Raw genomic sequence first — 12,414 nt, forward strand, 5'->3', positions numbered from 1 at the left:
GCGGTGACCCGACGTGCGGCTGGCCGCTGTGGCGCGGGCGCTGGGTCAGCGGGTGTGGGTGGGGTCGCCGAAGCTCACGCTGCCGCGGCGGATGGTGTCCACCTCGACGGTCCGGCCGGACATGACCGAGTGGACGATCGCGTCGTCGACACCGAGGTACAGCATCACGTGACCGGGGTAGTGCACGAGGTCGCCGGCCATCGCCTGTTCCCGGTCGAGGCGCTCGGCCTGGGAGATCTGCGCACCCGACTGTCGTGTCAGTTCGAGACCGGCACCCTTCCAGGCATAGGTGGTCAAGCCGGAGCAGTCGAAGCCCTCGTTCTCGATGCTGGTGTTCGAGCGGTACGGCACCCCGACCTGGGTGAGTGCGCCGAGCACGGCACGCTGGTGGGAGAGGCCCGTCGAGCCCCAGGCGTGGACCATCGCGAGTTCGTCGTAGCCCAGCTGGCGAGCCGTGTAGCGCGCGGTTGCGGCCCGGTGCCAGGCCAGGGTCTGTTCGTCGGCGACCGATCCGGACTCGGCGTACGCATCGAGCGCGGCGACCGCTGCTCGTGCCGAGTTGGTGATCTCCGGCGCGAGTGCGTTGACGGGCAGCCCGGCGGATTCGGCGGACACCGTTCCTCCGTCGAAGGCAACTGCGGTCGTGAACGCCCCGAAGGACGCGGCGACCAGCGCGGCGGCACGCAGACCTCGGCGGAGACGCACGGAAGGAGACGGAGTGGTGAAGGTCATGAGACGAAGGGTCCTGTCGCGGCGGACGGCCGACGACGACGCCACTCCGTTGTGGCACGTCGTTGTGTGACGAAGCGACAACATATCGTCATCAATTCGACATACTCAAGTCGCGTGATCGTTCCATCGTCACCCGACCGACATCTTCGGAACGGAATCATCGTGCAGAATTCATCCGATGCGTCTCCTCGACACGCCGCGAGTGCACCGGTGAGCAGGTTCGACGCGCCCGCCGACCGCGAGGTGTCGACCACCGCGATCGTGCTCGCCGCGGGGGCAGGGAGCCGCTTCCGTGACATCGGTCACAAACTGTCAGCACGACTGCCTGCGTCGAACGACCGACCCGCCGAGTCGGTGGCGGATCGATCGATCGCGACCGCAATCGCGGCGCGACTGGGCACGGTCGTCGTGGTGACGGGGCGGCTCTCGGCCGTGGAACTCGGACTCGACGAGGCAGATGACCCGGATGACGGCGACCGGAACGGCGCGGCGGTGACGACCGTCCACAACCCCTCCTGGCAGGACGGCCAGATGACATCGGTCCGCACCGGTCTCGACGTCGCCCGTGCCCGCGGGAGCACCGTCGCGGTCATCGGGCTCGCGGATCAACCGGGGATCGAAGCAACCGCGTGGCGTGCCGTCGCATCCTCCGCCACGGCAGTCACCCCGATCGCCGTCGCGGTCTATGGTGATCGGCGCGCCAACCCCGTCGCCCTTCATCATTCCGTGTGGGACCTGCTTCCCTCCGAAGGAGACGAAGGTGCCCGTAGCCTGATGCGTCTTCACCCCGCACTCGTACGTGAAGTACCGTGCACGGGTTCCCCCACCGACATCGACACTGCAGAGGATCTCCGACGATGGCAGAACAACTGAACAATGAGTTCACGGTCAACCGAGCGATCGACGAAGCGTGGCCGATCATCACGGACCTCGAGAAGATCGCTCCGTGCCTCCCCGGCGCCGAGCTCCAAGAGGTCCACCACGACGACGAGAAGGGCGACGTGTACCACGGTGTCGTCAAAGTCAAGCTCGGCGCGATCTCGACACAGTTCAAGGGTGACGCGCACTTCGTCGAGAAGGATGACGAGAACTACCGCGTGGTCATCAAGGGGACCGGGCGCGACACGGGTGGCCGCGGCAACGCCTCGGCCGACATCTCCGCCCATGCCGAGAGCCTGTCGCCGACCAGCACCAAGGTCGTGGTCACGACCGACCTGCACATCACCGGCAAGGTGGCCCAGTTCGGTCGCGGCATCCTCGGCGACGTGAGCGCCAAGCTGATCGATCAGTTCGCCGACAACCTCAACAAGATGATCGACGAGGACGGTGTCGCCGCACCCGCTGCGGACGAGACGTCCGAGCCGAAGGACGAGGCACCGGCGACGACCACCGCCGCCACCGAATCCGACGAGCCGGCAGAGCCGACGGTCCGCAAGATCAACGGACCCGCAGCCGATCCGATCGATCTGATGGACGTCAGTGGCAGCTCGATCCTCAAGCGCGCCGCACCGGCGATCGTCGCCCTGTTGATCGTCCTGTTCCTCCTCCGCCGTCGGAGCTGATGGACGATCGGGCCCGCGTCGCCGAACTCCTCGGCAGGACACCGCGCGGAGAGTTCGAGGTGATCGTGCGCGATGCGTCGGGTGATCCCGTCGTCGTTCGCAACGCCCCGTTCCTGGACGACGGAACTCCGATGCCCACCCGCTACTACCTGGTCGGCGCCGAGCTGGTGAAGGCGGTCAGCCGCGTCGAAGCCGACGGAGCCATCGACGAGGTCGAGGCCGAGCTGGCGGACGAGACGATCGCGTCGATCCATCGTCGATACGAAATCGAACGAGACGCCGCGATCGCCGAGGATCACGCAGGCCCACGTCCATCGGGAGGTGTCGGCGGAACCCGCGTCGGCGTCAAGTGTCTGCACGCCCACGTCGCCAACCATCTGGCGACCGGCGACGACGCGATCGGACGCTGGACACTGGAGCGGGTCCCACCCGGAACTCCTGGCATGCCACCGGTGGCGGACGCATGAATCCGGGTGACCTCGTCGTCGACGTCGCCGATCGGGAACTTCGGATCTCGATGGTCGGAGGCGGCGACTGGACCGTCCCGATCGGCCCGGTGTCACTCGTGGAGAACGAACTCGAACGCAGCGATCGCCCGTCACCCGAACAGCTCACGAACTCGCTCGGCATCGTGACCGACCACCTCGACGACGTCATCCGTGAGTCGCCACTCGTGCTCGACGCACCGGGGGTCGTCTTCGTCGGCCCGCATTCGACGACGCTCGCTCGCGTCGAGGTCGGTCTCGACGACGTGCCGACCGGCTACACCCTCGAACGCCCCGATGCCGACGAGGTGTTCCGGACGCTCGTGTCCGAAGCGAGGGCCGACCGGATCCACAATCCCGGCCTCGATGCCGACCACGTCGACACGATCATCGCGACGTGCTGCGTGGTCCTCGCGATGATGCGCCGTTTCGAACTGTCGTCCGTCGCGATCACGACCCACGCCGAAGCCGACCGCGGAGAAAGCTGAGATGGGTCTTCGCCACCCCACGCGTCCGCCGGCACCGGTCCACCTGTACGGACGCCGGATCATGATGCGACCGCTCGCGGTCAACGACTTCGCGTCCTGGAGTGAGGTTCGGACACGCAACGATGCCTGGCTGACCACCTGGGAACCGAGCCGCATTCCACATCAGCCGAACCCGTCCACCGACAAGTCGGCCTTCGCGTCCCGATGCCTCCAGCGCGATCGCGACCGCACGACCGGTACGGCCTATCAGTTCGGGCTCTTCATCGACCAGCGCATCGCGGGCGAGGTGAACCTCAACAACGTCATCCGCGGCGCGATGCAATCGTGCACGATCGGCTACTGGATCGATCAGGCGCATGCCGGCCACGGCTTCACCGTCGAGGGCGTTGCCCTCGTGATGCAGTTCGCGTTCGAACAACTCGGACTCCACCGCGTGGAGATCTGCATCGTGCCGCGCAACACCCGCAGTCGTCGGATCATGGAGAAGCTCGGCATCCGCGAGGAGGGTGTCGCGCTGCGCTACCTCGAGATCAACGGCTGTTGGGAAGATCACGTCCGATACGCGATGACCAGCGAGGAGTGGCTCGTCCGGCGGGCCGACTTCGAGAGGGACTGGATCGGGCGCTGAACCCGTGACAGAGTGACCGCGCGCCCGTCGTCGACGGGGAGGTGACGACGGAGGAACGCTCGAGGTGCCACGAACAACGTCGAAGTCACGCAGGGGTTATCAGCTGTCCGATCGCTACGGCGACGGTGACGACACCGTGTTCATGACCGGCATCCAGGCGCTCGCCCGACTTCCGATCGAGCAACTCCGGGCCGACCGAGCGCTCGGGTTGAACACGGCGGCCTTCGCGTCGGGATATCAGGGTTCACCGCTCAGCGGACTCGACCAGGAGTTCGCCCGAGCAGCACGGGCCGAACCGCAGGTCATGTTCGTCATCTCGCCCAACGTCAACGAAGAGCTCGGTGCGACCGCCGTGATGGGCAGCCAGCTCGCGCCCGGGCAACCCGACGCGACGCACGACGGGGTCCTCGGCATCTGGTATGGCAAGGCCCCCGGCCTCGACCGAGCGGGCGACGCCATCCGCCACGGCGTGTACGCCGGGGCGTCACATCTCGGCGGGGCAGTCGTGATCGTCGGCGACGACCCGGCGGCCAAGAGTTCGACCGTTCCGTCGAGTTCGGACCTCGCCCTGATGGATCTCCATCTCCCGGTCTTCTACCCCGCCGACGTCCAGGAAGCGCTGGACCTCGGACGCCACGCGATCGCGATGAGCCGCGCAACCGGATTGTGGACCTCGATGAAGATCGTCGCTGCGGTCGCAGACGGCTCGGGCACCGTCGACATCTCACCGGACCGGCTGGAGATCGTCATCCCCGACATGCACGTCGAGGGCGCGCCGCTCGTCCACACGCCGGATGCACGCCTGCTCCCACCGTTCAACATGGCGATCGAGCGGGACATCCGCACGACCCGGTTCGAACGCGCACGTCGATACTCCGCTGCCAACCGGCTGAACCGCGTGACCGTCGGTGCCTCGGATGCGTGGATCGGGATCGCCGCGTCGGGTGTCACCTACGGCGAGGTCCGCGAGGCGTTGCGTCGCCTCGGCCTGTCGACCGACACGGCCATCGAGGACGCGGGAATCAGGCTCCTCCAGCTCCGCATGCCCCTCCCCTTCGATGCCGATGTCGCTCGCGACTTCGCACACGGACTCGACGAGATCATCGTGGTCGAGGAGAAGGATCCGACCATCGAACTCCTGTTGAAGGATGCCCTGTACGGCTCTCCGGCAGCGCCGCGCGTCGTGGGCAAGCGCGACGACGCCGGCGCCGAACTGATCGTCGGATACGGAGTCCTCGTCGCCGACCTGATCGCCCCGGCCCTTCGCCGACGATTGCACGACCGGATCGGTGACCGACTGAGCGATGCACGCCCGGACCGGCAACGCGAGCTGATCCCCCTGAGCGTCGAGCGGACTCCGTACTTCTGCTCGGGTTGCCCGCACAACTGGGGGTCGAAGGTTCCCGACGACGTCCTGGTCGGCGCCGGGATCGGCTGCCACACGATGACGCTGCTGATGGACGACGAGAAGGTCGGCACGTCCGCCGGACTGACGCAGATGGGTGGCGAGGGAGCGCAGTGGATCGGGATGGCGCCGTTCGTCGATCGACAGCACTTCATCCAGAATCTCGGCGACGGGACGTTCTTCCACTCGGGCCAGCTCGCGATCCAGGCGGCGATCGCCGCCGGCGTCGACATCACGTACAAGCTGTTGCACAACGGAACCGTCGCGATGACCGGCGGGCAGGATCCCGTCGGCCAGCTCGGGGTTCCCGAGATCGCCGACATCCTGATCACGCACGGTGTGCGCCGGGTGATCATCACCACCGACGACGTCGACCGATACCGGCGTGTCGAGCTCCCGAGCGACGACGCCGGCACGGTCGACGTGTGGGATCGAACCCGCATCGTCGAGGCGCAGACGATTCTCGCCGACGTCCCGGGTGTGACGGTCCTCATCCACGATCAGGCGTGCGCCGCGCAGAACCGTCGCCACCGCAAACGCGGAACCGTGGCGACGCCGGCGGAGCGGGTCGTGATCAACCATCGGATCTGCGAGGCGTGCGGCGACTGCGGCGAGGTCAGCAACTGCCTGTCGGTGCAGTCGATCGACACCCCGCTCGGGGTCAAGACATCGATCGACCAGACGTCGTGCAACCTCGACTTCTCCTGTCTCGACGGGGACTGCCCGAGCTTCATGACCGTGGTCCGCTCCGACGGCGACGATCGAACCCCGGATCGGGTCGTTCGACCACCCGCGACGTTCCCGGACCCGACACTGCGGGTCGAGGCAGACGACGTCGACATCCGGATCGCCGGGATCGGCGGGACCGGAGTCGTGACCGCCGCCCAGATTCTCGCGACCGCAGCGATGCTCGACGGCTACGACAGTCGAGGTCTCGACCAGACCGGGCTGTCGCAGAAGGCCGGGCCGGTCGTCAGCGACCTCCGACTGTCGACGGGCCGTGCCCCCGACTCGAATCTGCTCGGTGGCGGAACCGCCGACGTGCTCCTGGCGTTCGACCTCGTGACCGCAGCGACGAGCCGAACACTCGACGTCTGCGGTGAAGGCCACACGGTGGTGGTCGGATCGACGAGCCCGACCGCGACCGGGTCGATGATCGGCCACCCCGAGCGGCGCGTTCCACCACTCGGCGAACTCCGCTCTCAGCTCGATCGGGCAACCGATGTGTCGGCGACACGCCTGGTGGATGCGGGCGCCCTCACGGAGTCGCTGCTGGCCACTGCGACGTCGGCCAACATCTTCGTGATCGGGGCGGCGATCCAACATGGCGCCCTTCCGATCCGGCCGGAGTCGGTGGAGGAGGCGATCCGACTCAACGGAGTCCAGGTCGACACCAACATCGACGCGCTGCGGTGGGGCCGGGCCTGGATCGACGACCTCGCATCGGTCGAAACCGCAGCAGCCGGTCGACCGGGGACGACTCCGACCGTCACCGTCCCGCCGCTGCCGAGCCGCCTCTCGTCACGGATCGCCGCCCTCGGAGTCGACGATGAACTGGCAGAGGACATCACGATGCTCGCCGCCGATCTCGTCGGCTATCAGGACCGGGCGTATGCAGGCCGTTTCCTCGACCGGGTCGAGTCGGTGCACACGGCGGACCCCCGTCTCACCGAAACCACAGCTCGGTCGCTGCACAAGCTGATGGCGTACAAGGACGAGTACGAGATCGCCCGGCTGCTGCTCGCCGACGATGCGCACGCCGCTGCCGAACGTGTCGGCGGAGAAGGCGCAACGATCACCTGGCGACTGCATCCACCGATGTTGAAGGCGCTCGGGATGACGTCGAAGATCGGCGTTCCCGCGTCGGTCGGGCGGCCGATGATGTCGACGCTGGCCAGAGGGAAACGTCTGCGTGGCACGCGGCTCGATCCGTTCGGGCGTACCCACATGCGCCGGACCGAACGCTCCCTCGTCCACGAATTCCTCGCTCAGGTCGATGCGGAACTCGAACACCTCCGGACGCACCCGGACGACATCGATGCGGTACTCGGAGCGCTCGCCCTCCCGATGGAGATCCGCGGCTACGAGGACCTCAAGCTCCGCCGGGTCGACGAGTATCGAGCGGCCGTTGCCGACCGCACCCGGGCCCGCTCGACCGGCTGATCACTCGACGGGATCCAGCCGACCCGAACCCCGCCGCGACCTTCCGCGATGTAGCGAGGACGCGGAACGGGGCCCCGGTCATCCCAGGGCCCCGTTCCGGGCGGCTCATGAAGGCAGGTGAGCGTCAGGTCGTGATGATGCCCGACTTCTCCCGGGTCGACTGCAGCATCTCGATCTTCGCTTCGCGCAGCTGCGTGCGACGCTTCCACATCTTGGTCTTCCAATGGCGCTTGGTGCGATTGCGCTTCGCCAGCTTGTTCTTGGCCACGTCGGCATCATGGTGGTGCGACGGCTTCCAGGCGCTCCCCGGCTCGTGGAGGTCTTCCGGGGCGACCCCCGACGAAACTCCTTGAGCGACGGACTGCAACTCCACATGGATTCGGTGGCGCTCGCTGTGTGCGTGCGCTCGCCTTTCCTGCTTCGGCAGCATCTGGGGCGTCTCGCTGTCGCGATGTCGCTGGCTCATTGGTGACCTCCTACTTTGCGGCACAGGTTGATAACGCCGCGGTGGATTCGGTTCCTGTCCGTCCAACCCTAGGTCATGCCACGTTCACCGAGCCAGGGGTCGCGTGTAACAGTTCTGCGCGCTTTTCCGTGACCACGGTCACATCCGAATGCCGGCCGAACGGACCCGGGCTCAGGCTCTACTTCGACGAGATCTTCGCCTTCAACGCGGCGAGGCGCTCGGCGAACCACGGCTGGCGCGTGCTCCACAGCTGGGGCTCCAGTTCGCGCGCAACTGCGTCGGGATGGTTGTCGACATCGGCCATCGCCTGGATCGTCGCCTTCGTCGTGATCGCGAGCTCGCGCGGCACCGACGCCGCCCCGGCAGCGAATTCCTGTGCGACGTCGGCGAGTTCGTCGCGTGGCACCGACCGGAAGGCGAGACCGACCCGCTCGCATTCCTTGCCGCCGAGCACCTGGCCGAACACGACCGCCGCCATCGCCACCTGCGGTCCGGCGATCCGGCGCAGCATCCACGTGTGGCCACCACCCGGATGGATTCCGAGGTTCAGGAAACGCGTGTCGATCCGCGCCTCGTCGGCGATGATCCGGACGTCACAACCCAGTGCGAGGTTGGCCCCGGCCCCGACCGCGGCGCCGTTCACCGCAGCGACCGTCGGGAGTGGGCTCCGCGCGATGCGCAGGAAACCCTCGTAGATGCTGCCCAGGCTCTCACCGGTCGCCTCGGCGAGATTTCCAAGGTTGGCGCCCGCGCAGAACGCCGGTGCGGTTCCGGTCACGACGAGCGCGCCGATTCCCTCATCGCTCTCGAAGGCGTCCATGGCCGCGATGATCTCCGCGACCATCGGCGCCGTGAGCGTGTTGCGTTCGTCGGGGTTGTTGAGCGTGAGCGTCGCCACGCCGTCGCGGACATCGGTGAGTACGAGTGACATCTCCCGATCATGGCACTCCCCCCGCCCACCCGCCGATCTCGTGAACCCTTCCCGCGCTCCGTGCGCGAACAGTTCACGAGATCGCCGGTCGAGGAGGCGGTCGAGGCCAGGGGCGTCGTGGGTGAGGGAACGCGGACGGGCGGGTCGATCCCGAGTCGGTAGATTCACCAGTCGATGCTCGACCACGTCTTCACCGATGCGATCAGTGCACTGCGCGACGCCTTCGAAGCCGCGTACCTCGAACGTCAGCCGTTCGAGGAGCACTTCCAGTCCGACGTCCTGCTGGGTGACCTCACGTGGGAGACGAGCTACGGGCTGCCCGGCGAGGGCGAGCCCCCACGGATCGTCGCCCACATCACGATGGATTGGCCCGCGTGGAGCCAGGCGGCGTACCGCCAGTGGTACATCGAGGACGAACTCGAGGTGCGTCCGGCGATCGAGATCGAGATCGTGCTCCGGATGCAGCAGCTCAGCGAGCCGGTCGAGACGTCGCGGGTCTTCGACACGATCCCCGAGCACAGCCCGAGCATCGGCGACGACCGTCTCGAGCGTGCGGGGCTGACCACCGAGATCTCGCATCCCGATCCGGACGACCCGCTCGACCTGACGCCCGAGTACGCCGTCGAGATCACCTACGAGGGGTTGTACGAGTTGTTCGAGGAAACCGTCGCCGACGGTCGCAGCACGCTGCTCGACGACCATTTCGGCGCACTCGGCGGATGGATCACGTCCACGCTCGTGCGACTCGGCGATCTCGGCCTGAGCTTCCTCCCCGCCGACTGAGCTGTCCCCGACCGTCCGCCGCTCGAACCACCGTCGGCCCGGGCGACGTCGTGGGCGAGTTGTCACTGATCGACGGAAAACCGACGTCGGCGTCCGTGGAGGCCGACACCCCGATCGAGGCGATCGTCATCGATCGGTCGAAGTTCACCACGCTGTTGGAGTCCACACCTCAGCTGTGTCCGCGCCTGATGGTCGGCCTGGCCACCCGGCGGCGAGCGGCCGATCCTCGCGCCGACGTTCTCGGATACGGCTCCCCGGAGCGTCGACCTGACGGCCGGTTGCGACGCGACCGCCGTGGAGCGGGCAGGATGACGTCATGTCGTCACCGTCATCCATGCCACCATCGACACCGGCCTCCACCGATCTGACCGGCGACGATGTCGTGCTGCTCGAGGTTTCCGACCGGATCGCCACGATCACCCTCAACCGGCCGGACGCGCGCAACGCCCTGTCGAGCGAGGTGCTCACCAAGATGTCCGAGGCGATGCGGCGCGCCGAGGTCGACCCCCACGCCGATGTGTTGATCCTCACCGGCACCGACCCGGCGTTCACGGCAGGGCTCGACCTGAAGGAGCTCGGCTCGACCGGGGGCAATCTCGGCGGCGGCACCGGCGCCGATGGCAGTGCCAATTCCGACGGAGTCCGCGGACCATTTCCGAAACTGACGAAGCCCTTGATCGGTGCGATCAACGGGGTCGCCGTGACCGGTGGATTCGAGCTGGCCCTCAACTGCGACTTCCTCGTGGCGAGCGAGAACGCAAAGTTCGGCGACACCCATGCCCGCGTCGGAGTGATGCCCGGCTGGGGACTGACCGTGCTGCTCCCTCAGGCGATCGGCGTCCGCCGGGCACGCGAGATGAGCTTCACCGGCAACTTCATGGACGCTGCCGAGGCGCTCCATTTCGGACTCGTGAACCACGTCGTTCCCCACGCTGAACTGATCCCGTTCACCCGGGCGATCGCCGCAGACATCTCCGGCAATGAAGCGGACGGTGTTCGCCAGATCCGGGCGACGTACGACTCGATCGCGACCGACGATCGGGCGTGGGAGACCGAGTCACTCGACGGGCGGGCGTGGCGCCGCAGCCACTTCAGCCCGGAGAAGGTCGCCGAGCGCCGCGAGCAGATCCAGTCTCGCGGCCAATCGCAGTGATGTGACCGGGCGAGCTGCGACTCACCGTCAGAGGTTCGCACCCAACTCGCGGAGCGCGTCCTGCACCTTGATCGCGATGTCGATGGCCAGGATCTCGGCACCGTTCTGATTCAGGTGGAACCCATCGTCGGCGCGGACGTCCTTGCCTTCGTTGTCCCGGGGATCCACCACGAACTCGGCCCAGCCACCGTCGCGCCCGGAGAAGCGGTCCCAGGTGTCGACGAAGACCACGTCAGGCCGCGCCTCGGCGGCGGCCTTCGCCGCACGGTCCTGGATCGCGAGCTTCGCTGTGACATCTGCGTTGTCGTCGTTCGGGATCCCGACCCAGATCACCTTGCGCTCGTCCTCGAGCAACAGGTCCATCACCTCACCGGCGCGACGCTCGTATTCCGCGGTCCATTCGGCCTCGTTGTCGACCGGGTCGCCGACCATGAACTCGAGTTCGTCCTGCGGCAACGAGAGACCCTGAGAATCATTGCCCCCGAACGTGACGACGACGATGTCCGGGTCGACCTCGGGGAGCTTCGCCTCCAATTCCTCGGGCCAGTTGAAGAAGTCGGGACGGGCCAGCCCCGACGACACCTTGTAGTTGAGCTCGGTGTCGGTGACGAGCGTGCCGTCGAGCAGCGTCTCGAGGTACGGACCGAACGTGCCGGCGTCGGAGTCGCCCACGATGTAGACCTTCGCCGGATTGTCGGGCGTCGGCGGCCCGGTGCGTTCTTCGGGCTCGGGCTCGGCGTCGGTGGTCTCGACGTCGCCTGCCGGAGCCGCGTCGCCCTCCTCGACGGTCACGTCGTCACCGAGGCCGAGGTCCGCGCACAGTTCCGCCTCGGCCTCGACGGAGCAGTCGATCGCGGTACTGGCGTCGTCGCTCCCGGAGACCGCCGTCTCGTCGGCGGACGCGGTCCCCGACGATGTGTCGACCAGCCTCTCGGCGGTGCCGTCATCGCCGCCGACGAGGCCTCCGATCGCGGTCACCGCGGCGTAGCCGATCACACCGAGGACCACCAGCACCCCGAGTCGACGCACCCAGTACTTCGGGGCGCCCGACTCCGCCGGTCGGCGATCGGCGCGGTGCCGGGGCGGAGGCGTCGGCGGAGCCATTCCGACCACGATATTGCCGACGACACCCGGAACTGCGCCACACCGATGTCCGATCGAGGCCGATCGACGGCTCGCACGCTGCTCCGACTCGGCGATCGGGCCGTCGCCACGAACCCCTTGATTCCGGAACGGAGTCAGGACTTGGTTCCCGGTGCGGCTACCGATTGGTAGCTTGTTCGTTCACGTGAACACCTCGGCGAACCCGAGGAACATCTCAAAGGGGAGAACATGATCAAGAGCAAGAAGATGCTGGCACTCGGCATGGTGGCGGCGCTCGGCGTCGCAGCCTGCGGCAGCGACGACGACAGCGCGTCCGACAGCGACGACACGGCCACCACCGAAGCGGCCGAAGGCGACGACACGGCCACCACCGATGCCGCCGAAGGCGACGACACGGCCACCACCGATCAGGGCGAGGAGGACTTCGCCGCCGCCGGCCCGGAAGGTGACATCTGTGAGGTCACCGACGTCGGCGGTGTCGACGACAAGGGCTTCAACCAGCTCGCGTTCGAAG

13 protein-coding genes and 1 pseudogene are annotated in these 12,414 nt (G+C 67.4%); 10 read left to right on the forward strand and 4 right to left on the reverse strand.

Annotated elements, in window-relative coordinates; all coding sequences use genetic code 11:
- Positions 1–45: 45 nt before the first annotated feature.
- Positions 46–732, reverse strand: coding sequence for a C40 family peptidase (locus WBV89_RS14375; RefSeq protein WP_423982042.1), 687 nt, complete (start codon positions 730–732; stop codon positions 46–48).
- A 210-nt stretch (positions 733–942) separates the two neighbouring features.
- Here WBV89_RS14375 and WBV89_RS14380 point away from each other — a divergent pair, with 210 nt between their 5' ends.
- The 6 genes from WBV89_RS14380 (at position 943) to WBV89_RS14405 (ending at position 7,463) form a co-directional block, all read left to right on the forward strand.
- On the forward strand, positions 943–1,605 hold the full coding sequence (locus WBV89_RS14380) for a nucleotidyltransferase family protein (RefSeq protein WP_423982043.1): 663 nt from the start codon (positions 943–945) through the stop codon (positions 1,603–1,605).
- On the forward strand, positions 1,590–2,294 hold the full coding sequence (locus tag WBV89_RS14385; RefSeq protein WP_423982044.1) for an SRPBCC family protein: 705 nt from the start codon (positions 1,590–1,592) through the stop codon (positions 2,292–2,294). The genes WBV89_RS14380 and WBV89_RS14385 overlap by 16 nt, the downstream gene beginning before the upstream one ends.
- On the forward strand, positions 2,294–2,761 hold the full coding sequence (locus WBV89_RS14390; protein ID WP_423982045.1) for a DUF501 domain-containing protein: 468 nt from the start codon (positions 2,294–2,296) through the stop codon (positions 2,759–2,761). Before WBV89_RS14385 ends, WBV89_RS14390 begins: the two co-directional genes overlap by 1 nt.
- Positions 2,758–3,267: a hypothetical protein gene (locus WBV89_RS14395; RefSeq protein WP_423982046.1), complete on the forward strand. Its 510-nt coding sequence runs from the start codon at positions 2,758–2,760 to the stop codon at positions 3,265–3,267. The genes WBV89_RS14390 and WBV89_RS14395 overlap by 4 nt, the downstream gene beginning before the upstream one ends.
- A gap of 61 nt (positions 3,268–3,328) precedes the next feature.
- On the forward strand, positions 3,329–3,895 hold the full coding sequence (locus WBV89_RS14400) for a GNAT family N-acetyltransferase (RefSeq protein WP_423982047.1): 567 nt from the start codon (positions 3,329–3,331) through the stop codon (positions 3,893–3,895).
- A 64-nt stretch (positions 3,896–3,959) separates the two neighbouring features.
- Positions 3,960–7,463 carry an indolepyruvate ferredoxin oxidoreductase family protein gene (locus WBV89_RS14405; protein ID WP_423982048.1) on the forward strand — a complete coding sequence of 1,168 codons (3,504 nt, stop codon included), beginning with the start codon at positions 3,960–3,962 and terminating at the stop codon, positions 7,461–7,463.
- A 124-nt stretch (positions 7,464–7,587) separates the two neighbouring features.
- Here the strand turns inward: WBV89_RS14405 and WBV89_RS14410 are convergent, their stop codons facing one another.
- Positions 7,588–7,929: a hypothetical protein gene (locus WBV89_RS14410; protein WP_423982049.1), complete on the reverse strand. Its 342-nt coding sequence runs from the start codon at positions 7,927–7,929 to the stop codon at positions 7,588–7,590.
- A 178-nt stretch (positions 7,930–8,107) separates the two neighbouring features.
- Positions 8,108–8,860, reverse strand: coding sequence for an enoyl-CoA hydratase-related protein (locus WBV89_RS14415; protein WP_423982050.1), 753 nt, complete (start codon positions 8,858–8,860; stop codon positions 8,108–8,110).
- 174 nt (positions 8,861–9,034) lie between these two features.
- On the opposite strand from WBV89_RS14415, the gene WBV89_RS14420 reads away from it, so the two are divergent.
- The 3 genes from WBV89_RS14420 to WBV89_RS14430 are packed head-to-tail and all read left to right on the forward strand — an operon-like array spanning position 9,035 to position 10,796.
- The gene (locus WBV89_RS14420; protein WP_423982051.1) at positions 9,035–9,643 is read left to right on the forward strand and encodes a hypothetical protein; all 609 of its coding nucleotides are present in this window, start codon (positions 9,035–9,037) and stop codon (positions 9,641–9,643) included.
- Positions 9,580–10,011, forward strand: a complete 432-nt coding sequence (locus WBV89_RS14425) for a Crp/Fnr family transcriptional regulator (protein ID WP_423982052.1) — start codon at positions 9,580–9,582, stop codon at positions 10,009–10,011. The genes WBV89_RS14420 and WBV89_RS14425 overlap by 64 nt, the downstream gene beginning before the upstream one ends.
- Positions 9,960–10,796, forward strand: a complete 837-nt coding sequence (locus tag WBV89_RS14430) for an enoyl-CoA hydratase (protein WP_423982053.1) — start codon at positions 9,960–9,962, stop codon at positions 10,794–10,796. The genes WBV89_RS14425 and WBV89_RS14430 overlap by 52 nt, the downstream gene beginning before the upstream one ends.
- Before the next feature lie 27 nt (positions 10,797–10,823).
- On the opposite strand, the gene WBV89_RS14435 is transcribed toward WBV89_RS14430, so the two are convergent.
- Positions 10,824–11,900 carry a DUF459 domain-containing protein gene (locus tag WBV89_RS14435; RefSeq protein WP_423982054.1) on the reverse strand — a complete coding sequence of 359 codons (1,077 nt, stop codon included), beginning with the start codon at positions 11,898–11,900 and terminating at the stop codon, positions 10,824–10,826.
- Positions 11,901–12,128: 228 nt separating this feature from the next.
- On the opposite strand from WBV89_RS14435, the pseudogene WBV89_RS14440 reads away from it, so the two are divergent.
- Positions 12,129–12,414, forward strand: a pseudogene (locus WBV89_RS14440) (hypothetical protein); the annotation flags it as partial.

The sequence above is a fragment of the Ilumatobacter sp. genome (assembly GCF_049588435.1).
In the GTDB taxonomy this organism is placed as follows: Bacteria; Actinomycetota; Acidimicrobiia; order Acidimicrobiales; family Ilumatobacteraceae; genus Ilumatobacter_A.

Excerpts from the sequence above, each read along its gene's own strand:
- WBV89_RS14375 (WP_423982042.1), bottom strand. The coding sequence starts at position 732 with ATGACCTTCACCACTCCGTCTCCTTCCGTGCGTCTCCGCCGAGGTCTG.
- WBV89_RS14385 (WP_423982044.1), top strand. The coding sequence starts at position 1,590 with ATGGCAGAACAACTGAACAATGAGTTCACGGTCAACCGAGCGATCGAC.
- WBV89_RS14390 (WP_423982045.1), top strand. The coding sequence starts at position 2,294 with ATGGACGATCGGGCCCGCGTCGCCGAACTCCTCGGCAGGACACCGCGC.
- WBV89_RS14395 (WP_423982046.1), top strand. The coding sequence starts at position 2,758 with ATGAATCCGGGTGACCTCGTCGTCGACGTCGCCGATCGGGAACTTCGG.
- WBV89_RS14400 (WP_423982047.1), top strand. The coding sequence starts at position 3,329 with ATGATGCGACCGCTCGCGGTCAACGACTTCGCGTCCTGGAGTGAGGTT.
- WBV89_RS14410 (WP_423982049.1), bottom strand. The coding sequence starts at position 7,929 with ATGAGCCAGCGACATCGCGACAGCGAGACGCCCCAGATGCTGCCGAAG.
- WBV89_RS14415 (WP_423982050.1), bottom strand. The coding sequence starts at position 8,860 with ATGTCACTCGTACTCACCGATGTCCGCGACGGCGTGGCGACGCTCACG.
- WBV89_RS14420 (WP_423982051.1), top strand. The coding sequence starts at position 9,035 with ATGCTCGACCACGTCTTCACCGATGCGATCAGTGCACTGCGCGACGCC.
- WBV89_RS14425 (WP_423982052.1), top strand. The coding sequence starts at position 9,580 with ATGGATCACGTCCACGCTCGTGCGACTCGGCGATCTCGGCCTGAGCTT.
- WBV89_RS14430 (WP_423982053.1), top strand. The coding sequence starts at position 9,960 with ATGTCGTCACCGTCATCCATGCCACCATCGACACCGGCCTCCACCGAT.
- WBV89_RS14435 (WP_423982054.1), bottom strand. The coding sequence starts at position 11,900 with ATGGCTCCGCCGACGCCTCCGCCCCGGCACCGCGCCGATCGCCGACCG.